Origin of the sequence: Glaciecola sp. XM2, assembly GCF_018595715.1 — a bacterium.
Taxonomy (GTDB): Bacteria; Pseudomonadota; Gammaproteobacteria; order Enterobacterales; family Alteromonadaceae; genus Glaciecola.
In genome coordinates this window covers 319899-336516 of sequence record NZ_JAHEOJ010000025.1, presented here as the reverse complement: position 1 = coordinate 336516, position 16618 = coordinate 319899, and the positions used below count along the sequence as shown (strand labels likewise).

The following is a 16618-nucleotide window of genomic DNA, read 5'->3' as shown; positions in this document are numbered from 1 at the left end:
TAACCCATATTCGTGAAAAGATCGCCGTTTTCATCATTTTTAGTTGTATTTTTATGCGCATTCCTGTATAAAATGCGCCCTCTTAATTAATCGCGTTACACAGCAATACGGTTTGCTGGTGTTAATCGGCAAACACAGTTTTTTGGAGACAAAAATGTCTAAAGTATGTGCAGTTACAGGTAAGCGTCCTGCAGTGGGTAACAACCGCTCACACGCTAGAAACGCGACACGTCGCCGTTTCTTACCTAACCTACAAACACACCGTTTTTGGGTTGAAAGCGAAAATCGTTTCGTTAAATTGCGTCTTACCGCTAAAGGTATGCGTATTATTGATAAGAAGGGTATTGATTCAGTATTGTCTGACATCCGTGCTCGTGGTGAGAAAGTCTAAGGAATCCTATCATGCGTGATAAAATCAAATTAGTATCATCTGCTGGAACTGGTTTTTACTACACCACAGACAAAAACAAGCGTAACATGCCGGGCAAAATGGAAATCAAAAAGTTTGACCCAAAAGTGCGTAAGCACGTCATGTTCAAGGAAGCAAAAATCAAGTAAGGCTTAGTGCCTTTGCTCAAGCGATTGAGTTGATATTGTCTCCATAAAAACCCAGCTTAGGCTGGGTTTTTAGTTTTTACCCTTTAGAAAATGCGGTAAGCTAAGTCATCACTCATTCTTGCAGGGCATCAGATCTTGAGACTGTCACAAAAAGCTTGGAACAACGTACTGATTTTTTCCATGCTCATTTTGATTGTTGTATTAAATTATGACCGTCTATTTGAGAGTGATGAATCTAGCTCCAAACCCGTTGTATCTGAAGGCGACTTCATTGTTAGCCTGCAAATCAACCAAATGACCTTTGAGCGCATTGGCACCGGCTGGCGTGTTACAGCCCCAAGTGCTGATTTACTGCCCGATATGCAAAGTGATGATATTGACAGGCTTGTTGCTCAATGGCAGCGCGCCATCCTAGCCCCAAGTCCAGTGATACTGGCGCCTGAGATCACCGCTTCACCCTCGTACTTAGTTAGTATTTCGGTGGCCGGTCAGCCATCCGCGCAAATCATGGGCCTATTAGAGGTCGAAGGGGTTGCATATGTTATTTATGAAGGTGAGTTATACCTGCTAGATTTTCCGACCATGGCGCAATTGTTGCCGCCTACAGCATAAATCAATCCGAGCGCGAAGTTAAAAATGCCTGAGTTACCAGAAGTAGAAGTCACCCGTATGGGCATTGCCCCGTTTGTTGAAGGACAAATCATTACGCGCATTCTCGTGCATCAAAGGCAGATGCGCTGGCCTATCCCTGAGCAAGTACATTTAGCTGAAGGTCAAACCGTACTAAGCGTGACTCGTCGTGCTAAGTATTTATTTATCAATACTGCCGTTGGCGCCTTGATGTTGCATTTAGGTATGTCGGGCAAAATGCGCGTGGTCGATAAAGCACTCGAGCGAAAAAAGCATGATCACGTAGAGATTGAGCTGGCATCTGGGAAAAAGCTGGTGCTTAACGACGCCCGTCGCTTTGGCAGTTGCTTATGGCAACAAGCAGGTGGCGAGCCCCTTACACTGCTGCAAAAGCTAGGCCCAGAACCTTTAACCGATGAGTTTGACTCACAACGCCTCTTTACGCTTTCTCGTAATCGACAAATGCCCATTAAGGCCTTCATTATGGATAACGCAGTGGTCGTCGGGGTGGGGAATATTTACGCCAATGAGTCGCTTTTTAAATCGGGCATTGACCCTAGACGAGCGGCGGGCAAAGTAAGCAAAAAACGCTATGAGCGCCTCACACAAAATATCAAGTTGGTGCTCGCTAGTGCCATTGAACAAGGCGGAACAACACTGCGTGATTTCGCCCAAGCAGACGGTAGTCCGGGTTATTTCGCGCAACAATTGCATGTGTATGGCCGCACCCATGAGCCATGTGATGTTTGCCAAACACCTATTCGCAATAAAGTGATTGGGCAGCGAAATACGTTTTTTTGTATTAAGTGCCAAAAATAATCATCGCGTAAGCTGCGGTATTGATCATGTTTACTAGACTTATGGCATACTTACGTTCATAAACGCTACACTTATACCCAGCGCAATGTGAATAAATAGGAGAGAACGCGGAATATGCTACCCATATTCGTTATTAACTTAGACGGCTCCGACGAACGCTTACGCAATGTTGAGCAACAACTGCAAAGCATTGGTGCAACCTTTGAGCGTATCCCTGCGGTTGACGGCCGCATCATGAGTGAAGAAGAGCGTCTCGCCCATTATTCCCCCAAAAAGAATGAAGTGCAGTACCACAAGGCACTTACCCCTGGAGAAATTGGTTGTTATTTAAGTCATCGTAAAGCATGGCAAAGCATCATAGACAAGGGATTAGATGCCGCTATTATTCTCGAAGATGATATTGTTTGCCAAAGTGATTTAACAGACGTACAAACCTTTATTGAGTCGGGTTTTGTTTTTGATTACGTAAAACTATCGGACCACCCTAATCGGCCTCGTAAATCAAGTGCGGTGAAGATGTATGGCAAGTCAGAGTTAGTTACGTTTGATAAAGTGCCCGTGCGTGCATGTGCACAAATTGTAAGTGCCACAGGTGCCGCAAACTTACTCAAAAATACTGAAAAATTTGGGCGGCCAGTAGATATCGACTTACAATATTGGTGGGAAATGGAGATTAGCGTACACGGTATCAAACCATTTCCCTTTGCGCCTGCGCCTGATGTTGCCAGTGATATAAATGCTGTCCAAAGCCGTTCAGGAGTAAAATCTCACCGCTTAAGACGCATCCGTCAGCAGATATCTTTTAAACTCAATAATGCGCTAAGGTCGCCGAAGCTATAAATTAAGTTCGGCAGCAAAACTGGGAAATTTTTACGCCCGTGCCAGACAAAAATTTGCGTCTACATATTCAGTAAATCTAATACCTAGGGCGTTTTGTCTGCAAGGCGTTCAATAAGTGCTTTGTTTACAATAGGATGGCAAAACCCAGAAACATCACCTTTATGCAGCGCCACCTCTTTTACAAGCGTTGACGAAATAAAAGAGTTTTCTTCAGACGGGGTTAAAAATACGCTTTCTAAATCTGGGTTTAGTCGTCTATTCATATTGGCAAGCTGAAATTCATATTCAAAATCAGAGACTGCTCGTAACCCACGAATTAAGATATTGGATTGTTCTTTTCGGGCAAGGTCGGCCAGTAAGCCGGTAAACCCCATTACGCTCACATTTGGCAGCTTTGCGGTTACCTTGGTGATCATATCTACACGCTCTTCGAGAGTGAATAAGGGCTGTTTGCTGGGGTTTGATGCAATGGCCACAATAACATGTGAAAACATATTTGCAGCGCGCTCAATTAAGTCGGCATGACCATTGGTAATAGGATCGAAAGTGCCTGGATAAATCGCAGTATTACCCACTTTTTTGGTGCTCGACATATTACAACTTCCTATGAAAACGAGCGCACACCATAACGAAAGTTGAAGTCACTTTGCAAATCAATTATGCGTTTGAGCGGCTATATGCTCTGATTTGCTCCCAAAGTCTTGGGTCATCGCCCCTCATTATGGATTTTTGCGAGTCGCTTCGTTGTAAGCCAGCTCAAGGGTTTCCCAATTGGACTGTACAAAATGATAAGGCTTATGTAGGCCATGCTGCTTTATTAAAGAGCGGTAAAAGCGCGCGATATTTGCCGATTTCCAGTTACCATAAGGCTGTTGCTGGCACTTATCAAAATCGATTAACACTACTTCGTTGTTGTCGCGGATCAAAATATTTTTGACATTAATATCGTCGTGCCTAACGTCAAGATTGTGTAATTTGCCTAAAGCCGTACCAATTGCCGACCAAATTTCGTCGTCCACTGGATGCAGCTTGAGCATCTCATGAAGCTCTTGGGCATGCGGTACTGCGACGGTCATGATATCGGCACGGTAAAACATACCTTGGCGCACAATTCGGGCGGCAACCGCATTAGAAACGTCTACGTTTTTGCTGCGCAAAAAATCGAGCACATCAAGCTCTAAAAAGCCGCGCGTATTTTCAATGCCGGTATATAAAAACCAATCTTTGTTAACCTTGCCTAGTAAGCCGCCTCGGTAATAATGTCGAAGCACGAGTTCGGTTTGATGGTGGTTAAAAAAATACACCTCAGCGCGCCCTTGAGCGGTGCGCGTAATACACTCTTTCCCTTCTAGGTAATCGACATCGAAGTGTTTTAGACCAATATTTAACGCTTGTCCCAATTCTGTGCGTAACAGGCTGACCTGATTGGGGGCCGTCTGAACATCAATGCTCATGAAATAAAGTCCTAATAATACATCGCTCTGGAATACTGCTAACTTCCATCAAACAATCGTATCAATGTTTGAGAGTTAAAACGTCGCTGTGCTCTTTATCCAATGCGCGTTTGCAGCTCGCGACACGGGTAGTAAAGGTAAAACCGCACTAGTATAAAGTAAATCTTGTGACATAAAAAAGAACGGATTGTTCATAAGTAAATAAAACAATACAAAAATACAACTAACGAGCCATCACTTGGCCAGTAACTATTTTTTTACAAAGATAGGCATATGCCTAATTGTTCGCTAAAATTCACCGCAACTTTTCAAGCACTCAGGATTTCCTATGTCGCAAGCATTTGTAGACCATCTAAACGCGCAAATTGACGAGACAAAAAGCCAAGGCTTATACAAAACCGAGAGGGTGATAACTTCTCAACAATATTCTGACATTCAGGTGCAATCTGGTGCTCACGTACTGAATTTTTGTGCCAATAATTACTTAGGTTTAGCGAACCACCCTGATCTTATTGAAGCGGCCAAAGCCGGTTTGGATAGTCATGGTTTTGGCGTGGCATCTGTTCGTTTCATTTGTGGTACGCAAGACATTCACAAGCAGTTAGAAAGCAAGATAAGCAACTTTTTAGGTATGGAAGAAACCATTCTGTATCCTTCTTGTTTTGACGCAAACGGTGGATTGTTTGAAACCATATTAACGGCTGAAGATGCTGTGATTTCCGATTCGTTAAACCATGCCAGCATCATCGATGGGGTGCGTCTATCAAAAGCGCGACGTTATCGCTATCAAAGTAACGATATGGCCGCGTTAGAAGAGCAACTTATCAAAGCCTGCGAAGAAGGTGCGCGCTTTAAACTGATTGCAACAGACGGCGTGTTCTCAATGGATGGTGTGATTGCTAACCTAAAAGGTGTATGTGATTTAGCCGATAAATACGACGCGATGGTCATGGTGGATGATTGTCATGCTACAGGATTTGTGGGTGAACAAGGTAAGGGCTCACATGAATACTGCGATGTCATGGGAAGAGTCGACATTATTACCGGAACGCTAGGTAAAGCTCTTGGCGGTGCGTCAGGCGGATTTACATCAGGCAAAAAAGCCGTGATTGACTGGCTACGCCAGCGTTCGCGTCCTTATTTGTTTTCAAACTCAGTTGCGCCTCCTATTGTGGCCGCCTCTCTCAAAGTATTTGACATGATGTCCAACGGCCAAGATTTACGCGACAAGTTAAAACAAAACGCCGCACATTTTAGAGCGCGTATGGAAGAGGCTGGCTTTACCTTATCGGGTAAAGATCATGCGATTATTCCCGTGATGCTAGGGGATGCCAAGCTTGCCGGTGAAATGGCAGATAAAATGCTAGAGCGTGGCATTTATGTTGTAGGCTTCTCTTTTCCTGTAGTGCCACAAGGCAAAGCGAGAATCCGTACGCAGATGTCTGCAGCGCATTCCATTGAACAAATTGATCGCGCCGTGGATGCATTTATCGAAGTGGGCCGTGAAATGGGAGTGATTTCATGAAGTCTCTTGCCAAGCAAATGCGTGAACCGGGCATATGGATGGTAGACAACCCTATGCCGGAGGTTGGTCATAACGACTTGCTCATCAAAATACGTAAAACCGCCATCTGTGGCACCGACATGCACATCTACAATTGGGATGAATGGTCGCAACAAACCATTCCTGTGCCGATGATCGTTGGGCACGAATATGTGGGTGAAGTGGTTGATATGGGCAGCGAAGTGGCTGGCTTTTCAGTCGGCGATAGAGTCAGTGGTGAAGGGCATATTACCTGCGGGCATTGTAGAAACTGCCGTGCCGGGCGTCGTCATTTATGCCGCAATACCACTGGCGTTGGCGTTAATCGAGCGGGTGCGTTTGCCGAATATCTTGTCATTCCGGCGTTTAATGCGTTCAAAATCCCCAGCAATATCAGCGATGAAATGGCCGCTATATTCGACCCGTTTGGGAATGCTGTGCATACTGCACTCTCGTTTGATTTAGTGGGCGAAGACGTGTTGATCACAGGCGCCGGTCCCATTGGTATTATGGCCGCCGCAGTCGCTAAGCATGTGGGGGCGCGTCACGTGGTGATTACCGACGTAAATGACTATCGGTTGTCGTTAGCCAAAAAGATGGGCGCAACGAGAGTGGTCAACGTAGCGTCTGAATCTCTTAAAGATGTGATGAACGAATTGGGTATGACCGAAGGTTTTGATATTGGGCTTGAAATGTCAGGCGTACCAAGCGCGTTTCGCGATATGTTAGATAAAATGAACCATGGTGGAAAAATCGCGATGTTGGGCATTCCTCCACAAGATGTTGCGGTCGATTGGAACAAGGTGATTTTCAAAGGACTCACCATAAAAGGCATTTATGGTCGCGAAATGTTCGAAACCTGGTACAAAATGGTGAGTTTACTGCAAAGTGGGCTAGACTTAAGCCCTATCATCACCCATCAAATGCCGGTGGACGATTTCCAACAAGGGTTTGAAATCATGGGCTCTGGGCGCTCAGGCAAAGTATTATTAGACTGGACTGCATAACAAAAGGTAATTCATGGAACAATTTGCGCATATTTCACCACAACAAACTAAAGAACGTTTGGACAAGGGCGAAATAAAAATCGTCGATATTAGAGACGACCAATCCTTTGCTGTGGGTCATATCCCAGGCGCTTATCATTTGACTAATGCTAGTATTCAGCAGTTTGTTCAAGAAAACGCATTTGACGTGCCAGTAGTGGTTGTCTGCTATCACGGTATCAGCTCACAACAAGCGGCCCAATACATGCTACGTCAAGGTTTTGAAGAGGTGTATAGCATGGACGGAGGCTTTGAAGCTTGGCGCGCGAGCTATGGGTTTAGTTCTGGCGCAGGCGCATAAAACCTTTGCAAAACCCAACGCCCTTTATTCGATTTGGCCAAGAGCAGCCTGCTCAGTTGTTAGCCGCGTATTTGCGTGAGCAAGGTATTCAGTGCACCGTAACAGCGGCAGAATCTGATCAAGAAAAGGGCTTTATGCTGTTGCTCTTTGATGAGTCGCAAAAGGCGCAAGCGACTTCCATCGCACAAGAGTTTTTATCTAACCCGCGAGATCCAAAGTTTCAAAAAGCCGCATGGGAAACCGGTGAGGTTTCTTCTAGCTCGGGGAGCATGCTTGGCGCAAGCTCGCTGCCCACAATCACCGACTTGGCAAAATCTCCTTTTACCATTGGCATATTGCTACTAAATATCTTCATATACTTGGCTAGCATCACCGGCTCATTCGACTTTTGGTACAACAATCTCACCATCCAATATTTTGATCAGTTAAGCGCTAACCATCAATGGTGGCGGTTGTTTGGGCCTAATTTTCTGCACTTCTCTGCCACTCACATAGTGTTTAATCTTATTTGGTGGTGGATTTTTGGTGGTCAGTTGGAGCGTGTTTTTGGTACGTTCTCACTAGTGACGTTATTTGTTGTGGCCAGCTTATTTGCCAACATCTCGCAGCTGTTGGTATCAGGACCAAATTTCGGCGGCATGTCGGGCGTGGTGTATGCATTGTTTGGATTTGTTTGGTGGATAGGTTGGCTGCGTCCAAGCTGGGGCATTAGCATTCCCAACGGCTTTGTTGTGTTTTTATTGATTTGGTTGGTAGTAGGGTATAGCGGCGTTTTGACCGTAGATATGGCCAATCAGGCGCATACATTTGGACTTATTTCGGGCTGTTTACTGGCGATTACCTTGCATCTTTTAATGCCTAAGAGTAGCGATACACACAGCCAATAAAGGCTCTGCTTTTGCCACTAACCTTGACGTAGATATTTCGTAAAAATGATATCTTTTACCGTTTCGTTGCCAACTTCATTGGCCATAATATCGCGAAAGCGCTTTAAAATCATGCGTCGAATCTCTTCTCGTCCTGTTAACGAGCGCACCTTTTGCTCAGACTGAGCGCCAATCACTTCTATTGCCGTCGCGCGTAACAAGGGCATGTGATGCTCTAGGTCATTAATCAAGCTGGTATCGTCTATCATCATTTCTATAGTGATACGTAAAAAGCCCAAACGTTCACTGTTATCCCCTGAATAATTGGTCACTATATCCGGCTCAATAGCGATATAGGCAATGCTCGATGCTGCAGCGGCCTGGTCTTGTGCGTTTGCGATTTGACTATTCAACAAAGAGATCGCGAGGATTGCCATATAGATAAGGCACCAACGTTGCGCATTTTGCCAAGTTTTTATCATTCTCATCACTGCCTGTATTTAGCTCTATTGAGTATTTTCTTAAGCAAGAAGATACGGTTGTGAATTTCACTATGTTAGACTTAGGTTATCGGTAAATAATAAGAAATCTTCACTTTTGTTAGTCAACTCTGCGTTTCCTTTTGGCCTTTTAGTGCAGTGGGATGAGCCTTCGGTTTTTTCGCCCTTGCCATCTAACATGCATCACTGGTTGCTCGACACCGGCTCGTTAACCGAGCGTTTGCAGGCTAATTGTGAGAATTTCACGGTAGAAGTACTCGGTCAGCGTCAAGTTGAGCTTGAAGACGCTGAAAAGCGCGCCTTGCCAAACCATGCACAAAGCCAATGGCAAGTGCGCGAGGTCATACTGCATGGCGATGGCAAGCCATGGGTATTTGCCCGCTCCGTATTACCACAACGCTTATGTGAATCTACATGGGCTAACCTTGGCAATCAGCCCTTAGGACAGCGTATTTTTAACGACTCGCGCTTTGTGCGAAGCGGTTTTGAGATTGGTGTGCTTACTGCCCATCCAGTCACTGGCGAATCATTTGCCACAGGCGATGCAAAGTGCAAACGCTGGGCGAGGCGCTCCATCTTTTCTATCGAAGAGCATGAACTGTTAGTAGCTGAAGCTTTTCTGCCAGACTGCCCATGTTATCAGGTAAGCCAATGTTAGCGCTTCGCTGGCAAAACCGTCAGGCCTATTGGCAGCTTATGCGTGCAGATAAACCCATTGGTATATATTTGTTGCTCTGGCCGACCATGTGGGCGCTGTTGCTAGTGTCGGGCGGGATTCCGCAGCTTTCAACCTTACTGATTTTTATCGCGGGAGTGGTATTGATGCGAAGCGCAGGCTGCGTTATCAACGACTACGCCGATAGGCATCTCGACGGCTCGGTAGAACGCACTCAGCACCGGCCATTAGCCACAGGGGTTGTGACTGAAACAGAAGCCAAGCAGTTATTTGCATTGTTAATTGGTATTGCCTTTTTGTTGGTATTAGCGCTGAACTGGCAAACGATTTTACTCTCCTTTGGCGCTTTAGCACTCGCGAGCGCTTACCCGTTTATGAAGCGTTATACGCATTTGCCACAAGTGGTATTAGGCGCAGCTTTTAGCTGGTCGATGCCCATGGCGGCAATGGCAGTGCTTGAAACTATTCCTACGTGGATTTGGCTGTTGTACTTGGCGAATTTGAGCTGGACGGTGGCCTACGATACCCAATATGCAATGGTGGATCGCAAAGACGATATAAAAGTAGGCATAAAATCTACGGCAATATTGTTTGGCAAATACGATTTAAGCGCAGTGGTTGTGCTTCAGGCGCTGAGCATTGTCTTACTCGCTTATGTGTTCGACTTGCTTGAGCTGAATTTATTTGCCTTTTTAGGGCTAAACGCAGCAGCAGTGCTGTTTGCTTTGCAATACGTTAACACTCGCAAGCGACAGGAGGCCGCTTGTTTTCAGGCGTTTTTAAACAATCATTGGGTAGGGTTGGCGGTTACCGCAGGGATAATCGCCTCGCTGTTACTGACTTAGCGCTTATTCTGGCGTGTCGCCTTTTCCTTCAAGCTCGGCTAGACGTGCTTCAAGCGCTTCAAGCTTTTCTCGCGTGCGAATAAGCACTTGGCTTTGAATATCAAATTCTTCGCGGCTCACAAAGTCCAACTTGGTCAGCTGTGCCTGTAATACTTGTTTAACACGTCCTTCTGCTTCGTCTGCCATGTTTTTCATTCCAGGCGGAATGGCCGCTGAAATGTTCTTTGCTAGCTCTTCGAGTTTCTTCGGATCAATCATGTCCGTTCCTTAAATCGTAATAGAATGAATATTGTAGTCATTTGTGCGAAAGAATGCAGTCTCATTCAGTACTTCTTTTGTTATAATTTGTGTCCTTTTTATCTTACATCAAGTTGTTTGCCTACATGCGCTTAAACCCAGCTCAGCAATCTGCCGTAGAATATGTGTCTGGACCGTGCTTGGTGTTAGCGGGTGCAGGTAGCGGTAAAACCCGCGTGATCACCAACAAAATCGCATACTTGGTTAACACCTGCGGCTACAAACCATCGCATATTGCCGCGGTTACTTTCACCAATAAAGCGGCGCGAGAGATGAAAGAGCGCGTGGCGCAAACTCTGGGTAAAAAAGCATCGCGGGGTTTAAAAGTCTCCACGTTTCATACTTTGGGCCTGAATATCATTAAAAAACACATAACGGTATTAGGCTACAAAGCGGGTTTTTCGTTGTTTGACGATAAAGACAGCATGTCACTGTTAACCGACCTCACCCTAGAAGATTACGATGGCGAAAAAGACGCGCTGATGAGTCTGCAAAATCGCATCTCTTCATGGAAAAATGAGTTGGTGATGCCAGAGCAGGCGGTAAAGCAAGCAAGGGATGAGCACGAGCGCATGCTAGCGGGGTATTATCAAGAATATTCGAGGCATCTAAAAGCCTACAATGCTCTGGATTTTGATGATTTGATCCTCTTGCCCACTATCTTGTTTTTAAGCCATCCGCAAATATTAGAAACGTGGCGTAACAAAATTCGCTATTTGCTAGTAGATGAATATCAAGATACCAATACCAGCCAGTATCAACTGGTTAAACTCATGGTAGGTGAGCGCGCACGCTTCACCGTGGTAGGTGACGATGACCAGTCCATTTATTCTTGGCGGGGTGCGCAACCCAAAAATCTATTGCTTTTGCAGCAAGACTTTCCGAGTTTAAAACTGGTGAAGCTGGAAGAGAACTATCGCTCATCGGGGCGCATACTGCATACCGCTAATATCCTGATTCAAAATAATCCTCACGTATTTGAGAAGCGACTCTATTCGCAGCTTAGCTACGGCGATACGCTAAAAGTGTTGGTGGCAAAAAACGAAGAGCACGAGGCTGAAAAAGTCATTGCCGAAATGCTGGCTCACCGCTTTATGCAAGACACCTCATACAAGCAATATGCAATTTTGTATCGAGGCAACCATCAGTCTCGCGTGTTTGAAAAAGTGCTTATGAAAAACCGCATTCCTTATAAAATAAGCGGTGGAACATCATTTTTTGGGCGAGCAGAAATCAAAGACATCATGGCGTATTTGCGTTTGTTAACGAATCATAGTGACGACAATGCGCTGCTAAGAATTATCAATACACCGCATCGTGGTATTGGCCGTGCCACGCTCGCAAAGCTCGGTGAGTTCGCCAATTATCATCAATTCGGGTTGTTTGATGCACTTTGCCATAAAGGCCTTGCCAGCGCGTTACCTGAAAAAGCTTATCAACAAACCCAAGGCTTTGTGCGTCTGCTGGTAGAAACACAAGATAATATGCAGCGAGGCGACGCAGTTGGCGTGTTGCGCGATTTTATCAAGACGCTGGGTTTTGAAGAGTGGCTATTTGCGCAAAGCACTACGCCAAAAGCGGCGGAGATGGCCATGGCAAACGTCTCCACCTTATTCGGCTGGGTACAAGACATGCTAAAAGGCGATGCGATTGCCGCGCCAATGACCTTGCCCGAAATCGTTCAGCGCCTGACATTGCGAGATATGATGGAGCGCGGCGAAGACGCTGATGATGCCGACCAAGTGCAGCTAATGACGCTGCATGCGTCCAAGGGATTGGAATTTCCTTATGTGTTTATGGTGGGCATGGAAGAGGGCCTGCTGCCGCATCAAAGTAGCATTGATGAAGAGAATATAGAAGAAGAGCGTCGCCTTGCTTATGTGGGCATTACCCGCGCACAAGAACGCTTGTTCTTCAGTATTGCCAGAGAGCGTAGACAGCTTGGAGAGCTGATAGAGCCTGAGCCTAGCCGATTTTTATATGAATTGCCTCACGACGATGTGGAATGGGAATGGCACAAACAAAAAGACACCGAAGAGGTGCGTAAACAAAAGGCTGAAAAGGGTATTGCGAACTTAAAGAATTTGTTTGATTAGTGCGTTGTCAAGACTACGACATACGTTCGGCAGGACTAATAAACTCACCTTGCGCATAGCGACACCCAACCATTTGTAACTCATTTTTGGTATGCTCATCGGCTACGCCCTCACCAATCACCGACATACCAATGTTATGTGCTATTTTCACTACCGACTTTACGAGCGTGTGATACTTGTTAGACATCGATAGGGTGTTTACTAAGTTTTCGCTAAGCTTTATAAAATCAAAATCGTACGTAAAGAAATAGGATAACGAGGCGGTATCGCTACCGAAATCATCTAGCACTAAGGTAACACCTAAGCGCTGGAGCTGATCTAAAATGGTGGGTAAGTACTTATTAAACTTACTGAGTGATTGTTCAGAAAGCTCGATGACCAACAAGTCGCTATTGATATTGGCACTGTTTACCAAGGCTACCAAGTTTTGCATCGACTTTTTATGCAGTAGATGCTCTACCGACAAGCTCATGCCAATTTTCATTTCTTTAAGCTTAGGATCCAGGCGCCATCTTTGTAGCTGCTCGAAGGTCAGCTCCAACAAATATTGATTCACGCTGTAGGTCAAACCGCATTGATTAGCGATTTTCCAAAACGCTTCATTTTTTACCAAGCCGCTGCGCTCACTGTGCCACTGAATGGTCGTTTCGTAATACAGCACTTCGTCAGATTCAACATCCATAATGGGCTGTAAATAACAGCTAAACTGCTTGAGCTTAAATGCCTGCCTAAAGTCGCTTTCAAGCTCTATTTCATCAATAAGCTGGTTACGCATACTTACATCGAACACGACAAAGCGGTTACGCCCAAAATTTTTGGCTTGATACATAGCTGCATCGGCATCGCGCAGGGCGTCGTCGGCGCTGGTATATTCCTGTATAAGCTCAGCAATACCAATACTGGCCCCAGAAAAGACTTCTTTGTTGTCGAGTACGAATACACTGCCAATACTATCGACAATGCGCTGGGCAACTAACTCAACGTCTCTCATGCTTGAGTAGTTATCGATAAGTACTACAAACTCGTCACCACCTAGGCGGGCGAGCAGGTCATGGCTGCGTTTACACTTGTTGATGCGCTTGGCTACTTCAATTAAGAACTGATCGCCAGCATGATGTCCGAGGGTGTCGTTAATAGCTTTGAAGCGGTCAAGATCAATAAACAACAGTGCATAGTTATGCTCGCCATGGCGCCGCTTACTGGCAATAGCTAAGTCTAGGCGATTATTAAACATCACCCGGTTAGGCAAGCCTGTAAGGGCGTCGTGATGCGCGTCGTGTATGAGTTTTAACTCAATCTCTTTACGTTGGTCAATTTGTCGCTGCAGTGACTCGTTGGTGAGATTAAGCTCAGCAGTGCGCTCTTCGACTTTTTCGGCAAGTTGCTTGTTGTAATCCTTTAACTCTTCAGCGGTGCGTCGGCGCTCTATCGCAACCGCAATGTGCTGAGAAACAAAGCGTAATATGTTGAGGTCATCTTCGGTGTAATCATCGGTGTTGCCGTACGTTTGAACGCTGATGACGCCTTCCACTTGGTTATTTAAAATAAGCGGAGCGCCGAGCCATGAGTTATTCAGGGCAAGCATGTTACTAACAACTCTACTGCTGAGAACTCCCTCTTCTAAAGCTTGAATTTTTTCTACGTTGAGAAGACATGCCTCACCTTTTGAAATGACATATTCAGTCAGTCCACTGCCCAGTTTTCGAGATTCGGATGAATCGTTACTGCTGCCCACAAAGTAGGGGAAGCTTAGCTCTTCACGAGAGTCATCAAGGATTGCGATATAGCAGTTTGGTGCATTGATGAGGCGCTTTAAGATGTCATGAATTTGACTGTAGAACTTAAGGATATCTTCGTCGGTTGCCGCAGATAGCTCAGATATTTCAAAAAGCGCTTTTTGCAAAGACTCAACTCGTTTACGCTCTTTAATCTCGTCTTCCAATATGGCATTGGCATCTCTAAGCTGTGCGGTTCGTTCACGAATCAATAGCTCAGTGACCTCACGACTCTTGACTCGGTCTACAGTGGTCACAATGTGCTGCGAAATAAACGTTAAAATTTCCAAATCGTCATCGGAGTAACGCACGTTTTCGTTGTAACTTTGTACTACCATAGCACCGATAGTCGCGCCATCGCGCATAAGGGGCACGCCAATAAGGTCTACGGGTGGTGTACCGAGTATCTCGAACTGGTGTTTCTGTGATTGCTCCTGGAAATTTTCTTGCGTAAGGACTAATGGCTCGCCTTTGCGGAGGATGTGCGCGGTGACGCCGTTTTTAATTTTGTCGTAAGAGATAGAGAGCATCGTATCTTCGTCGAGCTCGTCTACAAAATAGGCAAATTGAATGCGCTCGTCTTGCTTTTCATAAAAGGCAACAAAGAAGTTGTCGGCTGTCATGAAGTCTTGGACGATTTCGTGGATATTGGGGTAGAGGCTGTCTAGATTACCGGCAGAACTAGATAACTCACTGATGCGATACAATGCTTTTTGAATATTTTCAGCACGCTTGTATCGCTCAGTTAAGTTTTGGAGCTCCGGCACCATGGCACGAAGCTCGTTTTCGCTCAGCTCTCCAACTATCCCAAGTCTTTGCATTCTACACACATACTCTTTAGGTCGAGATTGAAGAACCTAGCAAGTATATATGCTATATTCCTTCAATCATGTAATCAATTGCGGCTTTGATATCATCGTCGGTACAGTCGCCACAGGCGCCCATTGCCGGCATTGCACCAATTCCGTTAATTGCGTTTTGCCACACTTGATCAAAGCCTTTTTCATCAAGTCGTGGCTGCCAATCAGCGGCAATCTTCGTTTTAGGTGCACCTAGCACGCCAACCGCATGACACGCTGTGCATGCTGCAGCATAAATATCTGCGCCAGAGCGCGGACCCGCAGCAACGGTTGCGTCAACTGCACCAGCAACCTTCACTTGGCCAACTGGTTTGATGCGCTGTTTAATATCTTCTTCGCTCATTGTCTGAGCGATCGCACCTGATAAAAATAAACCAGATAACGCAATTACTAATAATGCTTTTACTTTCACAAACTTCTCCCGCAAACAGGCTGTATAAATTTACCGCATGATTATAACGACATCGGTATGCATCACAACAACTTGTTGATGATGTTTTTATATTTTACTGTTGCGGGTTCATGACAGTAAGCGCAAAATCACGAAAATAAGCCCTAAACTGCCTACACAAAAACCGCTGTAATGCTTGTTTTACCTAGCATGCAACGGTTTTATGATTGCTGAACCAGCAAGTTCATCTTTGTGTATAAGACTTGTTAACGGCCTGAGGGGGTAATACTAAAATATAATTCAATATATTAGTTATATCTTTTTATACGCAAGCATCAACGGCTTGCTAATATAGCCATAGACAACGGTAAATAACATAAAAATTAAGCACTTATTGGATAGTGTGAGTGCGAAAATCATCAGGGTTTTGCGCAAACACCCGCATTTTTGCCGTAGCTAATTGATAAGCCGACGTGCCGAGCACATCTTCATACAAGCCATCCGATAAGACGCCGGTGAGGGTGTAGGCTTGATTTAAATCGGGAATGGGCATTGTGTCGTCGAGTCGCACATATAGCATTTGGTTAGGCGGTGGCGGCGGGTAATGCGTGCATGCTCCAAAATACGGAACGAAAAAGAAGCTCTGCAAAGTCTGATCTGCCCCCACTTCTAAAGGTACAATAAAGCCAGAGATATTTACCGCGCTGCCGATGAGTGACTCTATGATGTTGGTAGAGAACATCGCATTGCGATAAGCCTCGTTGGTGCTAGCTTCAATGGATAACAAAATTTGTTCGGTAAGGTTGGCCACGGTTGGCTGTTGAAACTTTTCTAAAATGGCTTTCTCATCGTCAGGGATGAGGTCGCCCCAACCAATGGGAGTAGGTGGTGTTTGCGCTAACTGCTCATGTAAAGCTGTGTTACTGCTAAAGTAATGATAAGTGAGATGCGGGAAGGTGTGATACACATATTGCGCAATATGGGCCTTAAAATGCCAAGCTAAGGCAAACAGCAGAACAAAAATGGTAAAGGCAGCTTTTAATTTCATATTTTTAGCAGTTAGGCGTTAATGCAAACATAAAGATTTGAGAATGGATACGTGGAATTTACCGAGAAAGCTC

19 protein-coding genes are annotated in these 16618 nt (G+C 45.3%); 12 read left to right on the top strand and 7 right to left on the bottom strand.

All coding sequences use genetic code 11. The features are described 5' to 3' along the window. Window positions 1–154: 154 nt before the first annotated feature. From rpmB to KJ365_RS13505, 5 genes are all read left to right on the top strand, one after another. Entirely contained in the window at window positions 155–391 is a 237-nt protein-coding gene (gene rpmB, locus KJ365_RS13525; protein WP_214452192.1) for a 50S ribosomal protein L28, read from the top strand. A gap of 11 nt (window positions 392–402) precedes the next feature. Next, complete coding sequence (gene rpmG / locus KJ365_RS13520) at window positions 403–558, top strand: 50S ribosomal protein L33 (RefSeq protein ID WP_214452191.1); 156 nt, start codon at window positions 403–405, stop codon at window positions 556–558. A 135-nt stretch (window positions 559–693) separates the two neighbouring features. Beyond that, window positions 694–1170: a hypothetical protein gene (locus tag KJ365_RS13515; RefSeq protein ID WP_214452190.1), complete on the top strand. Its 477-nt coding sequence runs from the start codon at window positions 694–696 to the stop codon at window positions 1168–1170. Between the two features lie 24 nt (window positions 1171–1194). Next, on the top strand, window positions 1195–2007 hold the full coding sequence (gene mutM, locus KJ365_RS13510; RefSeq protein ID WP_214452189.1) for a bifunctional DNA-formamidopyrimidine glycosylase/DNA-(apurinic or apyrimidinic site) lyase: 813 nt from the start codon (window positions 1195–1197) through the stop codon (window positions 2005–2007). A 114-nt stretch (window positions 2008–2121) separates the two neighbouring features. After that, complete coding sequence (locus KJ365_RS13505) at window positions 2122–2847, top strand: glycosyltransferase family 25 protein (RefSeq protein ID WP_214452188.1); 726 nt, start codon at window positions 2122–2124, stop codon at window positions 2845–2847. 83 nt (window positions 2848–2930) lie between these two features. Here the strand turns inward: KJ365_RS13505 and coaD are convergent, their stop codons facing one another. Next, window positions 2931–3440 carry a pantetheine-phosphate adenylyltransferase gene (gene coaD / locus KJ365_RS13500; protein ID WP_250884223.1) on the bottom strand — a complete coding sequence of 170 codons (510 nt, stop codon included), beginning with the start codon at window positions 3438–3440 and terminating at the stop codon, window positions 2931–2933. A gap of 126 nt (window positions 3441–3566) precedes the next feature. Continuing rightward, window positions 3567–4301 carry a 3-deoxy-D-manno-octulosonic acid kinase gene (locus KJ365_RS13495; protein WP_214452187.1) on the bottom strand — a complete coding sequence of 245 codons (735 nt, stop codon included), beginning with the start codon at window positions 4299–4301 and terminating at the stop codon, window positions 3567–3569. Between the two features lie 328 nt (window positions 4302–4629). Between KJ365_RS13495 and KJ365_RS13490 the strand changes: the two genes are divergently transcribed. The 4 genes from KJ365_RS13490 to glpG are packed head-to-tail and all read left to right on the top strand — an operon-like array spanning window position 4630 to window position 8078. Then, window positions 4630–5826: a glycine C-acetyltransferase gene (locus KJ365_RS13490; RefSeq protein ID WP_214452186.1), complete on the top strand. Its 1197-nt coding sequence runs from the start codon at window positions 4630–4632 to the stop codon at window positions 5824–5826. Beyond that, window positions 5823–6851, top strand: a complete 1029-nt coding sequence (gene tdh / locus KJ365_RS13485) for an L-threonine 3-dehydrogenase (RefSeq protein WP_214452185.1) — start codon at window positions 5823–5825, stop codon at window positions 6849–6851. The genes KJ365_RS13490 and tdh overlap by 4 nt, the downstream gene beginning before the upstream one ends. 13 nt (window positions 6852–6864) lie before the next feature. Then, complete coding sequence (gene glpE, locus KJ365_RS13480) at window positions 6865–7191, top strand: thiosulfate sulfurtransferase GlpE (RefSeq protein WP_214452184.1); 327 nt, start codon at window positions 6865–6867, stop codon at window positions 7189–7191. Between the two features lie 5 nt (window positions 7192–7196). Then, window positions 7197–8078: a rhomboid family intramembrane serine protease GlpG gene (gene glpG / locus KJ365_RS13475; RefSeq protein WP_214452183.1), complete on the top strand. Its 882-nt coding sequence runs from the start codon at window positions 7197–7199 to the stop codon at window positions 8076–8078. A gap of 17 nt (window positions 8079–8095) precedes the next feature. Here glpG and KJ365_RS13470 read toward each other — a convergent pair whose 3' ends face one another. Next, window positions 8096–8494, bottom strand: a complete 399-nt coding sequence (locus KJ365_RS13470) for a flagellar basal body-associated FliL family protein (protein ID WP_214452182.1) — start codon at window positions 8492–8494, stop codon at window positions 8096–8098. 160 nt (window positions 8495–8654) lie between these two features. Between KJ365_RS13470 and KJ365_RS13465 the strand changes: the two genes are divergently transcribed. Next, window positions 8655–9215, top strand: coding sequence for a chorismate--pyruvate lyase family protein (locus KJ365_RS13465; RefSeq protein WP_250884222.1), 561 nt, complete (start codon window positions 8655–8657; stop codon window positions 9213–9215). After that, window positions 9191–10078 carry a 4-hydroxybenzoate octaprenyltransferase gene (gene ubiA, locus KJ365_RS13460; protein WP_250884221.1) on the top strand — a complete coding sequence of 296 codons (888 nt, stop codon included), beginning with the start codon at window positions 9191–9193 and terminating at the stop codon, window positions 10076–10078. Before KJ365_RS13465 ends, ubiA begins: the two co-directional genes overlap by 25 nt. A gap of 3 nt (window positions 10079–10081) precedes the next feature. Here ubiA and ubiK read toward each other — a convergent pair whose 3' ends face one another. Next, on the bottom strand, window positions 10082–10336 hold the full coding sequence (ubiK, locus tag KJ365_RS13455; protein WP_214452181.1) for a ubiquinone biosynthesis accessory factor UbiK: 255 nt from the start codon (window positions 10334–10336) through the stop codon (window positions 10082–10084). A 125-nt stretch (window positions 10337–10461) separates the two neighbouring features. Here ubiK and rep point away from each other — a divergent pair, with 125 nt between their 5' ends. After that, window positions 10462–12471, top strand: a complete 2010-nt coding sequence (gene rep, locus KJ365_RS13450) for a DNA helicase Rep (RefSeq protein WP_214452180.1) — start codon at window positions 10462–10464, stop codon at window positions 12469–12471. 13 nt (window positions 12472–12484) lie between these two features. On the opposite strand, the gene KJ365_RS13445 is transcribed toward rep, so the two are convergent. The 3 genes from KJ365_RS13445 to KJ365_RS13435 all read right to left on the bottom strand — a co-directional run bounded on the left by KJ365_RS13445 (window position 12485) and on the right by KJ365_RS13435 (window position 16545). Next, window positions 12485–15067 (bottom strand): sensor domain-containing phosphodiesterase, encoded by a 2583-nt coding sequence (locus KJ365_RS13445; protein WP_214452179.1) that lies wholly within the window; start codon window positions 15065–15067, stop codon window positions 12485–12487. A gap of 52 nt (window positions 15068–15119) precedes the next feature. Further along, window positions 15120–15518, bottom strand: a complete 399-nt coding sequence (locus tag KJ365_RS13440; protein WP_214452178.1) for a c-type cytochrome — start codon at window positions 15516–15518, stop codon at window positions 15120–15122. A 370-nt stretch (window positions 15519–15888) separates the two neighbouring features. After that, a complete protein-coding gene (locus KJ365_RS13435) occupies window positions 15889–16545 on the bottom strand; it encodes a DUF3299 domain-containing protein (RefSeq protein WP_214452177.1) in 657 nt (218 codons plus the stop codon). Window positions 16546–16618 lie beyond the last annotated feature (73 nt).

Coding starts and splice junctions, on each gene's coding strand:
- KJ365_RS13435 (WP_214452177.1), bottom strand. CDS start 16,545: ATGAAATTAAAAGCTGCCTTTACCATTTTTGTTCTGCTGTTTGCCTTA.
- KJ365_RS13470 (WP_214452182.1), bottom strand. CDS start 8,494: ATGGCAATCCTCGCGATCTCTTTGTTGAATAGTCAAATCGCAAACGCA.
- tdh (WP_214452185.1), top strand. CDS start 5,823: ATGAAGTCTCTTGCCAAGCAAATGCGTGAACCGGGCATATGGATGGTA.
- rep (WP_214452180.1), top strand. CDS start 10,462: ATGCGCTTAAACCCAGCTCAGCAATCTGCCGTAGAATATGTGTCTGGA.
- KJ365_RS13445 (WP_214452179.1), bottom strand. CDS start 15,067: ATGCAAAGACTTGGGATAGTTGGAGAGCTGAGCGAAAACGAGCTTCGT.
- ubiA (WP_250884221.1), top strand. CDS start 9,191: ATGTTATCAGGTAAGCCAATGTTAGCGCTTCGCTGGCAAAACCGTCAG.
- KJ365_RS13505 (WP_214452188.1), top strand. CDS start 2,122: ATGCTACCCATATTCGTTATTAACTTAGACGGCTCCGACGAACGCTTA.
- ubiK (WP_214452181.1), bottom strand. CDS start 10,336: ATGATTGATCCGAAGAAACTCGAAGAGCTAGCAAAGAACATTTCAGCG.
- KJ365_RS13495 (WP_214452187.1), bottom strand. CDS start 4,301: ATGAGCATTGATGTTCAGACGGCCCCCAATCAGGTCAGCCTGTTACGC.
- rpmB (WP_214452192.1), top strand. CDS start 155: ATGTCTAAAGTATGTGCAGTTACAGGTAAGCGTCCTGCAGTGGGTAAC.
- glpE (WP_214452184.1), top strand. CDS start 6,865: ATGGAACAATTTGCGCATATTTCACCACAACAAACTAAAGAACGTTTG.
- coaD (WP_250884223.1), bottom strand. CDS start 3,440: ATGTCGAGCACCAAAAAAGTGGGTAATACTGCGATTTATCCAGGCACT.
- KJ365_RS13490 (WP_214452186.1), top strand. CDS start 4,630: ATGTCGCAAGCATTTGTAGACCATCTAAACGCGCAAATTGACGAGACA.
- mutM (WP_214452189.1), top strand. CDS start 1,195: ATGCCTGAGTTACCAGAAGTAGAAGTCACCCGTATGGGCATTGCCCCG.
- rpmG (WP_214452191.1), top strand. CDS start 403: ATGCGTGATAAAATCAAATTAGTATCATCTGCTGGAACTGGTTTTTAC.